General features: G+C 39.7%; 13 protein-coding genes. 6 read left to right on the forward strand and 7 right to left on the reverse strand.

All coding sequences use genetic code 11. The features are described from left to right. Positions 1-94: 94 nt before the first annotated feature. Positions 95-1,084 carry a sensor domain-containing diguanylate cyclase gene (locus H5090_RS19990; protein WP_182696568.1) on the forward strand — a complete coding sequence of 330 codons (990 nt, stop codon included), beginning with the start codon at positions 95-97 and terminating at the stop codon, positions 1,082-1,084. Positions 1,085-1,164: 80 nt separating this feature from the next. Here the strand turns inward: H5090_RS19990 and H5090_RS19995 are convergent, their stop codons facing one another. Continuing rightward, the gene (locus H5090_RS19995) at positions 1,165-1,647 is read right to left on the reverse strand and encodes a winged helix-turn-helix transcriptional regulator (RefSeq protein WP_024596882.1); all 483 of its coding nucleotides are present in this window, start codon (positions 1,645-1,647) and stop codon (positions 1,165-1,167) included. Between the two features lie 168 nt (positions 1,648-1,815). Between H5090_RS19995 and putA the strand changes: the two genes are divergently transcribed. Further along, a complete protein-coding gene (gene putA / locus H5090_RS20000) occupies positions 1,816-5,619 on the forward strand; it encodes a bifunctional proline dehydrogenase/L-glutamate gamma-semialdehyde dehydrogenase PutA (RefSeq protein ID WP_024596881.1) in 3,804 nt (1,267 codons plus the stop codon). Between the two features lie 118 nt (positions 5,620-5,737). Further along, positions 5,738-6,931: an HD-GYP domain-containing protein gene (locus tag H5090_RS20005; protein WP_024604443.1), complete on the forward strand. Its 1,194-nt coding sequence runs from the start codon at positions 5,738-5,740 to the stop codon at positions 6,929-6,931. A 53-nt stretch (positions 6,932-6,984) separates the two neighbouring features. On the opposite strand, the gene H5090_RS20010 is transcribed toward H5090_RS20005, so the two are convergent. From H5090_RS20010 to H5090_RS20035, 6 genes are all read right to left on the reverse strand, one after another. Then, positions 6,985-8,028 carry a general secretion pathway protein GspB gene (locus H5090_RS20010; protein ID WP_182696569.1) on the reverse strand — a complete coding sequence of 348 codons (1,044 nt, stop codon included), beginning with the start codon at positions 8,026-8,028 and terminating at the stop codon, positions 6,985-6,987. Positions 8,029-8,039: 11 nt separating this feature from the next. After that, positions 8,040-8,957, reverse strand: coding sequence for an ExeA family protein (locus tag H5090_RS20015; RefSeq protein WP_165744853.1), 918 nt, complete (start codon positions 8,955-8,957; stop codon positions 8,040-8,042). A gap of 166 nt (positions 8,958-9,123) precedes the next feature. After that, entirely contained in the window at positions 9,124-9,642 is a 519-nt protein-coding gene (locus tag H5090_RS20020; RefSeq protein WP_182696570.1) for a DUF1566 domain-containing protein, read from the reverse strand. Between the two features lie 9 nt (positions 9,643-9,651). Beyond that, the gene (locus H5090_RS20025; RefSeq protein WP_182696571.1) at positions 9,652-11,301 is read right to left on the reverse strand and encodes a DUF1566 domain-containing protein; all 1,650 of its coding nucleotides are present in this window, start codon (positions 11,299-11,301) and stop codon (positions 9,652-9,654) included. A gap of 69 nt (positions 11,302-11,370) precedes the next feature. Next, a complete protein-coding gene (locus H5090_RS20030; protein WP_024596875.1) occupies positions 11,371-11,703 on the reverse strand; it encodes a hypothetical protein in 333 nt (110 codons plus the stop codon). Positions 11,704-11,725: 22 nt separating this feature from the next. Further along, positions 11,726-12,430, reverse strand: coding sequence for a DUF2982 domain-containing protein (locus H5090_RS20035; protein WP_024596874.1), 705 nt, complete (start codon positions 12,428-12,430; stop codon positions 11,726-11,728). Between the two features lie 246 nt (positions 12,431-12,676). Between H5090_RS20035 and H5090_RS20040 the strand changes: the two genes are divergently transcribed. The 3 genes from H5090_RS20040 to msrA all read left to right on the forward strand — a co-directional run bounded on the left by H5090_RS20040 (position 12,677) and on the right by msrA (position 17,453). After that, positions 12,677-13,729 carry an efflux RND transporter periplasmic adaptor subunit gene (locus tag H5090_RS20040; protein WP_002958748.1) on the forward strand — a complete coding sequence of 351 codons (1,053 nt, stop codon included), beginning with the start codon at positions 12,677-12,679 and terminating at the stop codon, positions 13,727-13,729. A gap of 3 nt (positions 13,730-13,732) precedes the next feature. Continuing rightward, on the forward strand, positions 13,733-16,831 hold the full coding sequence (locus tag H5090_RS20045; RefSeq protein ID WP_182696572.1) for an efflux RND transporter permease subunit: 3,099 nt from the start codon (positions 13,733-13,735) through the stop codon (positions 16,829-16,831). Positions 16,832-16,916: 85 nt separating this feature from the next. After that, a complete protein-coding gene (gene msrA, locus H5090_RS20050) occupies positions 16,917-17,453 on the forward strand; it encodes a peptide-methionine (S)-S-oxide reductase MsrA (protein WP_024595951.1) in 537 nt (178 codons plus the stop codon). Positions 17,454-17,468 lie beyond the last annotated feature (15 nt).

The following is a 17,468-nucleotide window of genomic DNA, read 5'->3' on the forward strand; positions in this document are numbered from 1 at the left end:
ACTTAAATCAGAAGGTTACCGAAAGGTTTAAAAACGATAAATTGAATAAACTGCTAGACATAAAGTTTCATTAACAATAAAAATGAGCAACACCATGTCTAACAATAATGAAAATAGCAAAGCAAACAACACCGACAGCGCTGTATCTGCATTAATCAGCAGCATTTCTAATACCGTTAACAATGAAAAAATAAGCGCAATTATTAATGTCACTAATGTCATGGCCGATGCTATTTTTATTGTTAATGCAGATGGGGTGTTTGAATCAGTCAATCCCGTAGCAGCACGTTTTTTCAATGTAACGTCTGATTCATTAATAGGTAAAAAATGGCAAGATTGTTTACAAGAACAGTATCGCGATGACTATAAATACATGTTTGAAAGTTGGAAAAACAACTATCAAACACCACTCAATCATGGTCCGAAAGAAGTTAAAATAAGAAAAAACAATGGTAACTGTTTAGATGTTGAGTTATCTATATCATGTTTACCCGAATCGGTAGTCGCAAGTACCCCACTTTTTATTTGTATAATGCATGATATTTCAAAGCACGTTAAAAAATACAAAGTACTGGAAAACGTAGCCAGACTTGATCATCTCACTGGTATTGCTAATCGCTGTACTTTAGAAAAAACCATCATTAAAAATTGGCAAGAGTGCATAGTTAACAAGCAGCCTCTTAGCTTTATACTTATTGATATTGATTACTTTAAATTATTTAACGATAACTTTGGCCATGTAAAAGGTGATAAGTGCCTTCAAAAAGTCGCTCGTACAATTGAAGAGTGCTTACCATCTAAAGACAGTTTAGTAGCACGCTATGGTGGTGAGGAGTTTGCTGTTGTGCTGCCTCGTTCGCACATTTCAAATGCACAAATGATTGCTAAGCGTATTCAAGAAAAAATACTCAACATTAATTTTAGAGATCTCGGTTTACCAGCGAATGTAAAAATAAGTGTAAGTCAGGGTTTAGCGTGTGAATACAATAATCAATACAGAACATCTGAGGCATTAATATGCGCGGCGGATACTGCCTTATACAGAGCGAAGTCGGAAGGTCGTAATAAATTATGTATAAGGTGATGTACTAACTATTTGGTATAGCATTTATCTACTAAAATAAAAAAACCGCAATTGCGGTTTTTTTATGACTTGAGAAAAGCTTAAATATCGATTAACAATCCTTCATCCTTTTTAATCTTTTCGATCACCATATAAGTATGATGAGTACCCACGCCGGGAATATCTACTAAGTCGCCAAGAACTTGTCTATATTCTTCCATATTAGAAACGCGAATTTTTAATAAGTAATCATAACCACCAGCAACCATGTCACATTCGACTACTTGTTCTATCCTTAATATGTGCTCTCTAAATACTTTAAATACAGCTGTATTTGAAGCAACAAGCGATACTTGAACATGCGCTACTAAGCTCTGATTAAGTTTAGCTTCGCTAAGCTTGGCATAATAGCCTTCAATATACCCTTCTTGCTCTAATCGTTTAACCCGATCTAGGCACGGGCTGGCACTCAAATTAACCTGTTTTGCGAGGTTAACATTAGAAATTCTGCCGTTCTTTTGAAGAACGTCTAGTATGGCTAAATCAATGCGATCTAGCATGCGTAATCTATTTGGAATTGTCATAACAGAATTTTATGCGGATAAGTTAAATTTATACCCTGTAAATTATCGTAAATCGCGAAATTTAACCAGCATATTCTGCTGAATTTTAATTAGAATGCACTCACAATATCACTGGTAATTTATTGGTAATTAATTTTACTTTAATTCTTAACATCCTGAGGGTTGCTTATGTTATTCAACGGCGATTTAACTACTACTTGTCCTATCAGACAAAGAATCCGTGACTTCTACCGCATAGATGAAAATGCAGTTATTGATCATATTTTACCGCTTGCAGAAGTAGGCGTAAAAGCACGAAGTCGTGCCTGGGAAAGAGCCCGCCAGATTGTTTTGAACATTCGTAAAGAGCAAGATGGGCAAGGCGGTGTTGATGCGCTTTTAAATGAATTTTCACTCTCTAGTGAAGAAGGCGTTGTATTAATGTGTTTGGCCGAAGCACTGCTTCGCGTACCAGATAAAGCAACTCAAGATGTACTTATTCGTGACAAATTAGCCAAAGGTGATTGGAGCTCTCATTTAGGAAGCAGCGATTCTTTATTTGTAAACGCATCTTCTTGGGGATTATTAGTTACCGGTAAAATGGTTAACTACACAGACAAAACTAAAGAACAACAGTTCGGCATGCTTAAAAAGACCATTGGTCGTTTAGGTGAGCCAGTTATTCGTAAGTCTGTAAACTTTGCTATGAAAATTATGGGCAAGCAATTCGTAATGGGTCGTACCATTGACGAAGCAATTGAACGTGCTGCCGAAACAGAGCAAAAAGGTTATGTGTATTCTTACGATATGCTAGGCGAAGGCGCGCGCACAATGAAAGATGCGAAGCGTTACTTTGACAGCTACATGAATGCTATACACTCAATTGGTAAAGCGGCTAATGGTCGTGGTCCAATTAAGAGCCCTGGTATTTCAGTTAAGCTTTCTGCTATTCATCCGCGCTATGAGTTCACTCATAAAGACCGTGTGATGGAAGAAATAGTCCCTAAGTTAAAAGAACTTGCTCTTGCCGCTAAAAAATACGATATCGGCTTTACCGTTGATGCAGAAGAAGCAGACCGTTTAGATATTTCATTAGATGTAATTGAAGCGGTATTCAGTGATGAAGATCTTGGTGATTGGCAAGGTTTTGGCTTAGCAGTTCAAGCGTATCAAAAACGTGCTATTTTTGTAATTGAATGGCTTACTGACCTTGCAACCCGCGTTGGTCGCAAAATGATGGTACGTCTAGTTAAAGGCGCATACTGGGATACTGAAATCAAAACCACACAGCAAGATGGTTTAGATCACTACCCAGTATTTACCCGTAAAGCAACAACAGACGTTTCTTACAAAGCGTGTGCTATTAAAATGCTTGAAGCGCGCGATGTGCTTTATCCGCAATTTGCTACACATAACGCTTACACTGCCGCAACTATTTTAGAAGTAGCCAAAGGCGACAACACAGGTTTCGAATTTCAACGTTTGCACGGTATGGGTGAGTCATTATTCGACCAAATCGTTAACGAAGAAAAAATTCAATGCCGCGTGTATGCCCCAGTTGGTCAACACGAAGACCTCCTTGCGTACCTCGTTCGTCGTTTGTTAGAAAATGGTGCTAACTCATCATTTGTAAACGCAATTGTTGATACAACAAAACCTGTTGAATCACTACTACCAGACCCTGTAGAAACATTGCAAGGCTTGCGTAACAAGTACAATACGCAAATCAAAATGCCAATTGATTTATACGGTGAAGAACGTGCTAACTCTAAAGGCATGGATTTAACCGACATTAACGTTATTACCCCTTTCAAAGAGAATCTTGAAACATGGTTTAACGAGCACTTAATTGAGCAAAGCCAAGTACCTGAAGGCTCATTAGCTGTTAAAAACCCAGCAAATCACAAAGAAATCATTGGCCACGTTAAATTGCAAACTGGCGAAGAGATGAAAGTATTACTGGCTAACGCTGAAGCTGCACTTGAGTCATGGTCACAAACACCAGTAAGAGAGCGAGCTAACTTACTGCGTCGAGTTGCTGATATCTTAGAGCGTCATCACGACGAACTTGTTGCTATCTGTATTAAAGAAGCAGGTAAAGTAGCGCAAGATGGTATTGATGAAGTACGTGAAGCGGTTGATTTTTGCCGTTACTACGCGGCGCGCGCTGAGGAGCTATCGCAAGATGAGCGTTTTGAAGCCCGTGGCGTTATTTTATGTATTAGCCCGTGGAACTTCCCGCTTGCAATATTCTTAGGCCAAGTTGCCGCTGCGATTGTTACAGGTAACACTGTAATTGCAAAGCCTGCTGAGCAAACAAGTTTAATCGCCCTTCGTGCTATTGAACTAATGTTGTCTGTTGGTTTACCTGAGCATGTTGTTCAACCGGTTATTGCTCGTGGTTCAGAAGTAGGCAAAACAATTGTTCCTGATGAGCGCATTCAAGCGGTTATGTTTACAGGCTCTACTGAAACAGGCACATTAATTTCTCAAACACTTGCTGCACGTAACGATATTCAAGTACCGTTAATTGCAGAAACAGGTGGCCAAAACTGTATGATTGTTGACTCAACGGCGCTTCCTGAGCAAGTAGTTGACGATGTGATCAGTTCTGGTTTTCAAAGTGCTGGCCAACGTTGTTCTGCTCTTCGTGTTTTATTCATTCAAGATGACGTAGCAGATGGCATTATCGAAATGCTTAAAGGTGCCCTAGCTGAGCTACACATTGGCGACCCATCGTTACTATCAACTGATGTTGGTCCGGTAATTGATGAAAAAGCACTTAAAAACTTAAACGAGCACGTTGAGTACTTAAAAGGTAATTCTATACTTCATTACGAGTGTAAAATTCCGGATAACACGCAAAATGGCGCATACTTTTTTGCACCTCGCTTATACGAAATCAAAGATTTATCAGTACTTAAGCGTGAAGTATTTGGCCCATGTGTTCATATTGTTCGCTTTAAATCGAGCGAACTTGATGATGTGATGGATCAAATTAACAACACAGGTTATGGCTTAACAATGGGTGTACATTCACGTATTGAAGAGCGCTGTGAGTACCTTGCTAAAATGTCACGTGCGGGTAATGTTTACATTAACCGAAACATGATTGGTGCTATTGTTGGTGTGCAACCATTTGGTGGCCGTGGTTTATCAGGTACTGGCCCTAAAGCCGGTGGCCCTAACTACCTTCAACGTTTAGTAAAAGAAAAAGCATCACCAGATAACGTGCAAATGACAAACCTGACGCCAGATGAGCTTGATTTACACCACTACAGCGGTGCAAATGAGCAAGTTAAAAAGCTAATGGCTAACTCAATGCGCGATGAAAAAATCTGGCGTGCAACACCACTAAACGACCGTGTTTCGGCTGTGCGTCAGTTGCTTGCTAAAATCGCGACGGTAGAAATTATCGACGATTTAGCAGACGATTTAGCATTAACATTATCAGAAGCTCGTGCACAGCTTAACCGCCTTGAAAAGCACATGCGTAAATTTACTACCCTGCCAGGGCCAACGGGTGAATCTAATACACTTCATCTAGAAGCGCGTGGTTGTGTAGTGTGTTATGCAGATAAGAGCACATCATTTAACTTCTGGGCATTGTCTATCATTACCGCTATTGCCGCAGGTAATACGGTAATTACTGTAGCGTCTGAGCTGTTTTACGATGAAGCTGTTGCCTTTAAAGATAAATTTATCTCTACAGGTGTTGCTGAAGGTGTTTTCCAAGTAGCTAAACCTAATCAGTTACAAGCTATCTTGGCTCACCCTCATTTAGCTGGTGCGGTAGTTGCTGCTCGCTCGTCTCGTTTAGGCTACTTTAGCCAACAGCTTGCACAGCGTAAAGGCGCAATTTTACCGGTAATTAGCTCTGAGTATTACGATACATTAATCAAGCGCTTAATTACTGAAAAAACAATTAGTATTGATACAACAGCATCAGGCGGTAATACCTCGCTAATGACGCTTGTTGAAGATGATGAATAATTAAGCTAATGCTTTTTTACTAAAAAATAAAATAAGGCACTGTAAAGTGCCTTTTTTATTTGGTCGTTACGTATAAGTTTGTTAGTTTAAAAGTAGATTAATAACTGAAGCCGTAAAATTGAAAACCATTCCTATTACTAAGTTAGTCCCAGGTATGTTTGTGCAAAGCGTTACCAAACAAACTGGCAGTATTAAAATTAAAAACCAAGGCTGGGTTAAAACTCAAGCTGGTATTAATAACCTGATAAAAGCAGGTATTTTAGAAGTAGAAATTGACCCAGATAAAACCCTCATTGATTCAGTCCCTGAAAAAGATCCTATCGCTACACCTACAACAAAAATAAAGCGTAATCCCTGGCAAAAAATAAACAGCGCTGAGCAAGAAATGGGAAAAGCAAAAAAGCTTTATGACGAAGCAAAAACACTGCAAATAAAAGCATTTAAAGATATAAAAGCTGGCCGTGATATAGATATAGGGCCGTTTAGAGAACTGGCAAGTGGCTTTATGGATTCTGTTTTTAGAAATCAAGATGCCCTAGCCTGCCTTACCCAAATGCGCCAAAAAGATGCCTACCTACTTGAGCACTCAATTAATGTATCAATATTAATGGGTATTTTTGCAAAACACTTAAATATAGAGAAAGACACTATTGTTGAGCTGACTACCGGCGCACTATTACACGACATTGGTAAAATAAAAATCCCTGATGAAGTGCTAAACAAACCTGGCCGCTTTACAGACGACGAATTTAAAATAATGAAAATGCATTCGCTTTTCAGTAAAGAGATATTAGAAGACTCTGGCTTAACAGGAATCGCGGTAGATATTGCAGGTATGCACCACGAAAGACTCGATGGTAAAGGCTACCCGTTTGGTAAAAAAGGTGACGAGATAAGTCAGTATGTGCGTATGGCGTCAATTGTAGATGTTTATGATGCACTTACCGCAGAACGTGTTTATAAAGCAGGCATGGAGCCAATAAAGGCGTTTAAAATATTAAAAGACGGGTGCCCTGATAGCTTTGATCCTGTGCTGCTTAATAAATTTATTCAATGTATTGGCATCCATCCGGTAGGAACGCTTGTAAGGTTATCGAGCCAAAGAGTCGGTTTGGTCACCGAGAGTAATCCGGGGGCACCACTAAAACCTGTCGTTAAAACATTTTACAGCGCTAAGCATAGCCGCTACACCGAAGTAAAAGATATTGATTTATCTAATAAAAAAACTGTAGACACTCTTGAGTCAGCGATTAAACCTAAAGAATATAACATTGATTTAGAACGCTTTTATAAAAATTCAATATTATCCTAAGCACTATTGAGAGCTCAATATTCTACCGAGCTCTCAACATGATAACTAAGCGCTTACTGCGGCCAGTCTTGCAAAGCTTTTAAGCTAAACTCATAACCATCAAAATCTAGCACACTTTGCTCAGGTGTAATTTCTGTGACTGTTAGAGCTCCTATGCTTTCTCCTTCGTGTAATTCTCGGCCATTTAGCTTGATCCAACGTTTATCAGCACTCGATGAATATATATGCGCTTGATATTTAATACTAGGTAACATTGATTGCAAACCATCAGGTAATAACTCAACAGGCTCAACACGTGATGACGTTTTTGACGCTTGAGTAACTTCATAATCTTGGTTTTTTTCGACATCTTGTATAGCTTGCGCAAATGCATTTTTAAGAGTTGTAGGCACAGCATCAAGCTCAGGGTCACTCGTCTGTTGAGATTGGGTGCTGCCATTAATTGGCTTACCCAATACTTTATATTTACTCATATCAAGTTGAGCCGATGCGGTATTTTGATTTTGCCCAAATACCGCAGTGTTTTGTGCATTATTTGGATTGTAATTACTTTGTGGGTTAAACGCTGGCTGATTATAATTTTGAACAGGCATTACTTGTTGCATGTTTTGCTGATTATAACCTGCTGCGCTCGTGACCTGGCTCGACGGCATAGGAATATACTGACCATTTGGGGTTAATAACATTTGCTGTACACCATTGGGGGTTTGCACATGTACAAGTTGCCCTTCAATCTTTGCAGTATTTGTTGGAGCTACTTTAGCAGGCTCCAACTTAGCTACTTGCTGTTTTTCAGATTCAGTTTCAGCACCTTCCTCTTTAACTTCTTTGTTAGGCGATGATTTTTCGCTTTCCACCACCTTAATTACAGCGGGTTCCGCTGCGTTTAATAAAGTCGTACTTTGAAACCACTTTCCGGCGGTAAAGCCACCCGCTACCGCAATAAAAGCAGCTAAGCTTGTACCAAATACTAATGCTAATCGTCTATAACGCTTAAGTGCTTGCTGTTGCTTTAACTGCTCAGATTGTAAGTCGTACTGTTCAGCACTCATATCTGATTGCTGCGACTGCTTTAGCGCATCTAATAAATAAGACATAACTTACCTAACTATAAAATAAATGAAAGCCCAATGCCTACGGCAAATAAAGCAGCGAATGCAAGGCTATAGGGTACAAATGACGTTGCTTTGTTAGCTTCGTTAACCGGTGCTACAAAATCCATGGGTAATGACTCATGGGCTGATTTTTTTATTATATCGCTATCAACTATCAACTGCTGCTTTGCAAAAGTCCCAACTAAAGCACGCTCACATACCAAGTTCATTAATCGTGGCACACCGCCAGTTAATTGATGAACAGCTTGCATGGCATCCATAGAAAAGATTCCTTTATCACACCCTGCAATATGTAACCGATGCTTTATGTAAGCGACAGTTTGGCCTTGCGTAAGTGGTAATAAATGGTAACGAGCCGTTATCCTCTGAGCTAGTTGCCTTAATTCGTTGCGCTTCAAAAGGTCTTGCAGCTCTGGTTGACCAACCAATACTATTTGTAATAATTTTTTATGATCGGTTTCTATATTTGTCAGCAAACGTAATTGCTCAAGCACGTTAGGGGCAAGTAATTGTGCTTCGTCAATAATAAGTATAGTGTGCCCGCCCGATTTATTATTAGTCTCTAAATGCTTTTTTATAATATCGGTAAGACTTTTAAGCGTCGCATTATGAACATCGTAACTAATGTTGAGCTCATCACAAATACTGGCTAATAACTCCAGCTCTGAAAGCGCTGGATTATGGATCATCGCTACTTGAGTGTTTTCAGGAAGCTGCTCTAACATACTGCGGGTAATTGTTGTTTTACCTGTACCTACTTCACCTGTTAATAATACAAAACCACCGTCTTCACCTAATCCATAGGTAAGGTGTGCTAAGGCTTCTTTATGTCGTTCACTTAAAAATAAGTAATGAGGGTTGGGCGAGATCGAAAAAGGTTTTTCGTTCAGGCCAAAATAGCTTAAATACACCGTGATGTTCCTTCGTAATTAAATCACGGCCTATAATGGCAAAAAAATGCGCTGAGTGACAACGTTGTAAGCGCTTTATTATTGAAATAACGTAAATTTATGTAAAACAAAAAAAGTGCAGCTGTTTTAAGGCTGCACTTTTGTCTGTCTAATCTTAGTATGCATTTTACTCTTCGTAGCGCATTAACCGTAAATACACATTACTGGTTTTAGCATGTAAGCTATTCAACCCACTATCAAATTGATAAACCCACGCTGAGCTCATTGTGCTTACACCCGATGTATTTGACCAATAGTTTTGAAGCTTAGTGCCCAAAAATACGTCTTCATTAATACTCGGCTCTGTGCAACTGTGCTCTAAAATACTCGCCAATTCTTTAATGTTAGGCATTTGCCAATCATCGTAATCTGCGGTTGTATCATTTTTAGCACCGCGTAGTGCCTCTTGCCAAGTAAGAGAAGGTGTTGAACCTTCACAAAGTTGTGTCTCTGTATTATAAGTTTGCCCATAACTACAGCGTTGCCACATAAGGCCTGTTTCACTATCAGACACTGTGCCATCTGCATTTATGGTAAATCTATCTGTCGGTGTTGTGGTATCTGCACCGTCGTAGCACGTTTGCGCCGCTGCAATATTAAAGCTCAAACTTATAGTTGCTAGTGCATAGAGTAATTTAAATTTCATTATTTTCTCCTAACGACTTCTAACTAAACGTACATAAGCAGTATTTTCTTTTGGATAAGCAAGGTCGTTACCATCACTCATATCAATGATATACGCTTGAGATAAACTGGTACCATCAGCTGCTGTTTGTGAGGTCCAGTAACGTAAATGGCTTAATGCACTTTCACTTGGCATATTAGGAAAAAATGCCTCATCAATTAATATGCTTTGCCCTTGTTTACCGTAATCAATTAAGCCCAAAAGCTCTGTATAAGTAGGTAATCGCCAGTTAGTACCACCACAAAAATCTAAATCATTAACTTCGTTTATATAACTTTGTACTCCACAACTTGTATTGTCCGGACACGTTGAATTGGCTGTACTGGTATCGGTAAAAGTCGTATTCCCTACATCCCAAAAGTAATGATTTTTACCATCACGTAGCGAAGTATTTGGTACCGTGCCAGATGCCACACTTTTCACCTCCCATACAAGCCCAGTAACATTATCGCGTATACAGGTAAAGTCACTACTATCATCACCAACTTCATCAGCAAACTGATTAAGTTTAGTGTAATCAAACGCTAAATTACCTTTGCCAACTTTATCTAAGCGGTTTGCATAGCTATCGCGTCCAAGCTCTGCATCTTGCGCTGGAAAGTCATCACTCTCACAATTAATACGTTGAGTATTGTTATAACACTCACCAACACCACTATCGTTGATGAATCCAAGTGCTTTGGGTGATACATCAACAAATAAGGAGTCTGTATCTGTGCGTCCTTTTGAGTCGGTTACCGTGACTTCAAAGCTCAATGTAGACTCAGTATCAACATCTGAGGCAAAAAATGTCGTTGTACATTGGTCGCTATTGCTTAATGTTTCGCTATTACCGGTAAGTTGTTGCCATTCACACTTATAGGTATCGGTAACTGTTTCGCTATTTGTAGCATCAAGCGTTACTTGCTCAAACTCTTCGACATTTTGATCAGCGCCTGCATTTGCATCCACTAACTCATTTGTTTTGTTGAGTGTCATTGAATATTGAGTGCTCGCCTCGCCACCTTCATCATCAGTGACAGTTAGCTGCCAAGATAAATTCACGTTACTTTCAAGTAATGGATGAGAAAAACTAAGAGTTGATTCATTAAAACTCTCAATATCTAAATCAGGACCCGATAGCAATTGCCACAAATAACTATCAATTTGGCCATTATCATCAGGATCGCTCGACTCTAGGGCACTCAAAGTCACTGTATCTTTGTATACAGAGGGAAGTGTTTCAGGAGATGTTTGTGTAACAACAGCAAGAGGTAGTTGGTTATTAGAGCTCACTGAAATAGAAATGTCGTCACTAACAGCGCTACTACCTGTACTTTGATAGCTCACTCTTAATATTATTTCACTATCAGTTTTTACGTCAGGTGCAGTAAGTGTTTGCTCAGCGCCTTCAAGGGGGAAACCTTCTATGCTTGGGCCACTAACTTGTTGCCATGAAAACGTACCATCAGCGGGGGAACCTTGTGCTGTGATGGTAAATTCAGATTTTTCGATAATTTGTAAATCGGCTCCAGCATTAACAGACGTTTCAACAACTGTATTATCGCTATCACCGCCACCGCCTCCACACGCACTCAGTAAACTACAAGAAATGAGGGGGATTAAAGCAAACGCTTTCATACGCAGCACCTTATTATGTCAAATAATTACTATAGTGTAATCACTAGCAATAAAGATGCCATTAAAGTACTACATATATGTGTCTTGATGAATACGTACAAACAACTTCGTACCGATTTTACTGTAATCTATTTTGTATTCACGCCCGTCTAGAGCTTGAATAAACAGCAACTGCTTTTCTTCGCCAAATACATCAGCGCTACTTACATAAACCATTTCTAAATAACGCTCTTTTGCATCACGGCGGTTTTTAGGTAATTCTTCTTTAAATGGCTCCAGACCATGTTGCGTTACTTTAATTCGAGGATGAATTTCAGAGTTTACAATCACTAAATCATGCTTTTTATCTTTATGTATTATGGTGTTTCGACCACTTTTTAAAAAGGCTCTCTCTTGACTCATTTTTCTTTCCTACAGTCGTAGCTTAATTACTAAGCTGCGACGCTATAAACTGACTAGGCTCGCGCTTCCACTTATTTAAGTTAGCACTAAATGCCCAAATATCTCTATCTAACACGCTGGCAGGCAATAATAAATCGTAACCTGTTAGCTGCTGAAGGTGCTTAGTTCTATTAGCAAACATGGCTATAAGCCCAGTATAGCTTATCCCTTTATGGGATGTGTAATGTGTATCTTCTATTAACCATTCTGATGGGCAATTGCCATTTTTGCAATGTTTTTGAACGACTTGCATAAATAAATTACGCTGCTCTATTAATAATTTCCCTGCAATTCTAGGCGCTATGCTTGATAAAAAGTCGTCTATATCATTTACCTTAACGCCAACCGCATTTAATTCTAAATAGTCAAAGCCATCTTCTACTTTGGGTATTCCACTGTGATGAAAGTTACTATGAGGCATACACCAAGCTCCGTACTTGTGGCAATAAACGAGCTCAGATTCGCTTAATATAAGGCTATGGTATGGTTCTTGAGATTTTAAAAATCCAATAAAAATAGCCACAAGGCACAAGCTCACTAAAAATATTTCAAGTATGCTAATCTCACCCGGCCTCAGTAAATTAAATAACATAATAAAGACTAAGCCTATAGCACCTACAACAATCGCCTCAATTGCGTTTCGCGCGCCCTGTGCCCGAAACTTAATGACATTGTCAGATTTATCCATATTGGTAAAACACCATATAAAAAACAAACATAATAATGCCCCAAATTATGACCTTTCTTGTTGTTATACATAAGTTACAGCTAGTTTTAAATTTCATACATTACCGCTTTTTCCTCAACAAAATAGGAACAATGAATAAATCTTATTTACTTTTACGCTTAACGCACAAATTTATGAGATACATAACCGTCTTTTCACGGTCTTATTTCGTACAATACTTACAATTCATTTTCAGGTATGAAATCAATGTACTCAAGACAATCAGGTAAAGCACTTTTTCCATTTATTATTACGTTACTTCTAATATTTAGCGTTTATTTATATTTACCCGCTAGCCACGGCGAACAAGCCGATTCATCACAAATGTCTACCCAAGTAACGGCTCATACTGTTACCTCTGAGGAAAACGCAGTGATGATAGAGGCCATCGGTAGTGCACGTGCAAACCAAGCTATTTATATAAAAAGTGCGCAAAACGATTATGTCACAGATATATATTTTAAAGATGGCGACTTAGTCAGTAAAGGACAAAAATTAGTACAGTTACAAAGCCAACAAGAGCAACTTGCAGTTAAAGAACTCGGTATTAACTTACGTGAGGAAAAACGCCAGTTAGATCGCCTTACCGAACTTTCACGCTCGCAATCAACGGCAAAGTCATTACTTGAAGAACAATTATCTCGTGTTGATGCCACTGAAGCTCAACTAGAAAGCGCTAAAACAAAGTTAAATGAAATGACTATTACCGCGCCATTTTCAGGCCTGTTAGGTAAGCGTGAAATATCAGTTGGCGCCTACGTAAGCAACACAACAATAATCACCACACTTGATGATATTAGTATTATTAAAGTTGACTTCAAAGTACCTGAAAAATATTTAGCACAATTAAACATAGGTATGAAAGTACTTACCCAAAACGATGCCTACCCAGGGCAGACATTTAACGGCAAGGTAACGCATATTAGCTCGCGTATTGATTCGGTAACACGCAGTGTTGAAGTAACTGCAAGTTTTGCTAATAAATCAGGATTACTTCGCCCTGGTATGTTACTAAATACAGCACTTGAGCTAAGCAGTAACCAAGCTTTAATGGTGCCAGAAAAAGCGGTTATCCCTTTACAAGACAAACACTTTGTTTTTCAAATTCAAGACGGAGTAGCCAATAAGGTTGAAGTGCATGTTGCTGGCAGAAATAATGGCTGGGTTGCTATCGATGAAGGTTTAAATGATGGCGAGCAAATTGTTACTGAAGGGCTAATAAAAATTCGCTCTGGTAGTAAAGTAAGCGTAAAGGGGTAATACGTGAAAATTACTGATACTAGCGTTAAACGCCCCGTTTTTGCCATAGTAATTAATTTACTGCTTCTTACTTTTGGTCTGGTTGCATTTACTATGCTGCCACTTCGTGAGTACCCTGATATTGAAACACCAATAGTAAATATCAGCACTGAATACACAGGTGCTTCTGCCGAAATTATAGAAACAAAAATAACGCAAATAATAGAAAATCGAATTTCCGGTATTGAAGGCATTAAAAGTATAAACTCATCTAGTCGTAATGGGCGTTCAAACATTACCATTGAGTTTGATATTAACCGCGATATAGATGCCGCATCTAACGATGTACGCGAACGTGTAGCACGTGCACTTGATAGTTTACCCGATCAGGTACGCCCACCAGAAGTGTCTAAGTCAAATAGTGATGAAAGCCCAATCGCATGGTTTGTATTAAACAGCGAAACAATGGACTCGTTACAGCTCTCTGATTACGCACAGCGCTTTATCGTTGACCGTTTAGCCGTTGTAGATGGTGTATCTAACGTGCGTATTGGTGGTGAGCGCCAATACGCCATGAAAATTTGGCTAAACCGCCAAGCAATGGCTGCACGTGGCATTACCTCGAGCGATATTGAAAATACACTGCGTACAGAAAACGTTGAATTACCTGCCGGCGAAATAGAATCAATAGATCGCGACTTTACCGTGCGTACCGCACGTAGTTATAAAGATCAGCGCGATTTTAAAAACCTTGTTATTAAACGTGGTGAAGAAGGTTATTTAGTGCGTTTAGGTGAAGTTGCCGACGTAAAATTAGAAGCTGCCGATGACGAAAGCTTATTTCGTGGTAACGGGCGCAACATGATTGGCCTAGGAATTGTAAAACAAGCTAAAGCAAACACGCTTACCGTAGTAGATAACGCACGCAGTGAACTTGAAAAAATCAAACGTAACCTACCTGAAGGCACCACAATTCAAGACAGCTACGATTCGTCTGTATTTATTAAAGAATCAATTAGTGAAGTTTACAGCACACTTGCCATCTCTATGGGTTTAGTCGTACTCGTTATATTTTTGTTTTTAGGCAATATACGAGCAACGCTTATTCCTGCGGTTACCGTACCGGTCGCACTTGTTGGTAGCTTTATGTTTTTATTAGCAATGGGCTACTCAATCAACTTACTAACTTTACTTGCCTTAGTACTGGCTATTGGTTTAGTAGTAGATGATGCCATTGTAATGCTTGAAAACATTCACCGTCGTATTGAACTGGGTGAGCCGCCATTACTAGCTGCATATAGAGGTGCGCGTGAAGTTGGTTTTGCCATTGTCGCAACCACGCTTGTACTAATATCGGTGTTTGTGCCATTGGTGTTTATGGATGGCCGTATAGGGGCATTATTTACTGAGTTTGCAATGGCGGTAAGTGCTGCCGTATTTTTCTCAAGTGTTACAGCGCTGACTCTCGCACCAGCCTTGTGTTCTAAAGTACTTAAAGTATCAGACAAACCAAATAAATTTAGCCAATGGATGGACCGCCAGTTTACTAAAATTGAAGTAAGTTACCGTAATTCACTCTCCACCAACATAACCCGTAAATGGGGTTTAATGGTGAGCCTATTATTAGCGGGCTTTGTTAGTTACTCGTTGTTTTTACAAGTCCCCTCTGAGCTAACGCCAAAAGAAGACCGTGGCACGTTCTTTATTATGATGAGCGGCCCTGAGGGCGCAAGTTATGAAAATAATGCCGCTAATATGGCTAAAATTGAAGAACGCTTAATGCCTTACTCGCAAGCAGGTGAGCTAAGTCGCGTACTTGTTCGAGTACCTGGCTGGGGTGGCAGCGGCGGTGTTGCTATTGTTGGTATGGCCGATTGGGATAAACGCAAACGCTCAACATGGGAAGTAATGGACGAAATAAGCGGTAAAATGCAAGAAGTTACCGATGTTCGTGCATTTGCCATTATGCGCCGTGGTATTGGCGGTGGTGGTTCATCTCGCCCTATTGAGTTTGTATTGCAAGGTAATGATTATGCACAACTTGCCGATTGGCGTGACCGTATAATTAAGCGTGCTGAACAAAACCCAGGTTTAGTAAGAATCGATCATGATTATAAAGAAACCTTCCCGCAGTTTTTAGTCAGCATAGATAAAAACAAGGCCGCTGATTTAGGCGTTTCTGTATCTGATGTAGGCCGTACACTTGAAACAATGCTTGGCCAGCGCCGTGTTACAACCTTTATTGACCGTGGTGAAGAATACGATGTAATTTTAAAAGGGACTAAAGAAGACTTTACTAACCCTACTGACATTTCAAATATATATCTTAAATCACGAAGCGGTGAACTAGTCCCACTTGATAGCCTTATCAGCTTAAAAGAAGAAGCAACCGCATCGCGCTTAAACCGATACAACCGTATGCGCGCAATTACATTAAGCGCCAACTTAGCCGACGGTTATACGCTTGAGCAAGCGCTTAACTTTTTAAACGAAGTAGCCGCGCAAGAAAACGATATAGATGGCGCCGTAGATTACAAAGGCGAGTCGCAGCTTTATTACGAAGGCGCATCAGCGATGACCTACGTATTTATACTTGCACTCACTGTTACCTTTTTAGTACTGGCAGCACAGTTTGAAAGCTTTATGCATCCGTTGGTCATCATGCTTACCGTACCACTTGGTTTAATGGGCGCTATGTTCGGACTTTGGGCTACAGGACTTACCTTAAATATTTACAGCCAAATAGGTATTGTCATGCTCATAGGGCTAAGTGCTAAAAACGGTATTTTGATTGTAGAATTTACTAACCAACTACGCGATAAAGGCGTTGAATTTAGTGAAGCTATTTTGCAAGCAGCAACTCAGCGTTTGCGCCCTATTATTATGACCTCGCTGACTACGGTTATGAGTTCGGTACCTTTAGTACTTGCTTCAGGTCCGGGCGCTGAAAGCCGTATGGTGATAGGTGTAGTCGTGTTTACTGGGGTTATTGTATCGACCCTACTAACTCTTTTTGTTGTACCTGCTGCATATTATGCACTTGCACGTAACACTCAATCACCTGAATTTTTACAGCAAAAATTAGACAAACAAGCCGCTGAAAAACCTTTCGAAGAGATCTAGCCTCTTAATTGCGCCGTAACCTTGTTGTTGCGGCGCATACAATTTATGCTCGCCTTTAAACCCCATATACATTTTAGGAATACTTATGAGCTCAACAACGCAAGTAGCAACATTTGGTGGCGGCTGTTTTTGGTGTATAGATGCTGCATTTAGACGTGTAAATGGCGTACTAACCGTAAGCTCTGGCTACACCGGCGGTGAAACAAATAACCCAACATATGATTCTGTATGCTCAGGCACAACCGGTCACGCTGAGGTTGTTAAAATTGAATTTGACGCGACTGTAGTTAGCTTTGAAACACTCTTAGCAATGTTTTTCACACTGCATGATGCAACACAATTGAATCGCCAAGGTAACGATATAGGCACACAATATAGAAGTGTGGTTTACTATCACGATGAAGCTCAACTTAAGCAAACCAACGAAATGATAGCTCAACTGCAAAGCCATGTCGCTGAGCCAATTGTGACAGAAGTCAGCCCTGCCACTACGTATTATCCAGCAGAGCATTATCATCAAGATTACTATAACGAAAACCCACAGCAGGGTTACTGTAGTATTTTAATAGCGCCTAAGTTACACAAGTTTGAAACCGTATTTAAAGAGTTCTTAGCTGACTAGCTAATTTTAGTAGTT

This window comes from Pseudoalteromonas sp. SR43-5 (assembly GCF_014163835.1).
In the GTDB taxonomy this organism is placed as follows: domain Bacteria; phylum Pseudomonadota; class Gammaproteobacteria; order Enterobacterales; family Alteromonadaceae; genus Pseudoalteromonas; species Pseudoalteromonas distincta.

What these genes read in the sequence shown, in the direction of transcription:
- H5090_RS20025 (WP_182696571.1), bottom strand. Translation starts at nt 11,301, where the DNA reads ATGAAAGCGTTTGCTTTAATCCCCCTCATTTCTTGTAGTTTACTGAGT.
- H5090_RS20020 (WP_182696570.1), bottom strand. Translation starts at nt 9,642, where the DNA reads ATGAAATTTAAATTACTCTATGCACTAGCAACTATAAGTTTGAGCTTT.
- H5090_RS19990 (WP_182696568.1), top strand. Translation starts at nt 95, where the DNA reads ATGTCTAACAATAATGAAAATAGCAAAGCAAACAACACCGACAGCGCT.
- putA (WP_024596881.1), top strand. Translation starts at nt 1,816, where the DNA reads ATGTTATTCAACGGCGATTTAACTACTACTTGTCCTATCAGACAAAGA.
- H5090_RS20030 (WP_024596875.1), bottom strand. Translation starts at nt 11,703, where the DNA reads ATGAGTCAAGAGAGAGCCTTTTTAAAAAGTGGTCGAAACACCATAATA.
- H5090_RS20010 (WP_182696569.1), bottom strand. Translation starts at nt 8,028, where the DNA reads ATGTCTTATTTATTAGATGCGCTAAAGCAGTCGCAGCAATCAGATATG.
- H5090_RS20035 (WP_024596874.1), bottom strand. Translation starts at nt 12,430, where the DNA reads ATGGATAAATCTGACAATGTCATTAAGTTTCGGGCACAGGGCGCGCGA.
- msrA (WP_024595951.1), top strand. Translation starts at nt 16,917, where the DNA reads ATGAGCTCAACAACGCAAGTAGCAACATTTGGTGGCGGCTGTTTTTGG.
- H5090_RS19995 (WP_024596882.1), bottom strand. Translation starts at nt 1,647, where the DNA reads ATGACAATTCCAAATAGATTACGCATGCTAGATCGCATTGATTTAGCC.
- H5090_RS20040 (WP_002958748.1), top strand. Translation starts at nt 12,677, where the DNA reads ATGTACTCAAGACAATCAGGTAAAGCACTTTTTCCATTTATTATTACG.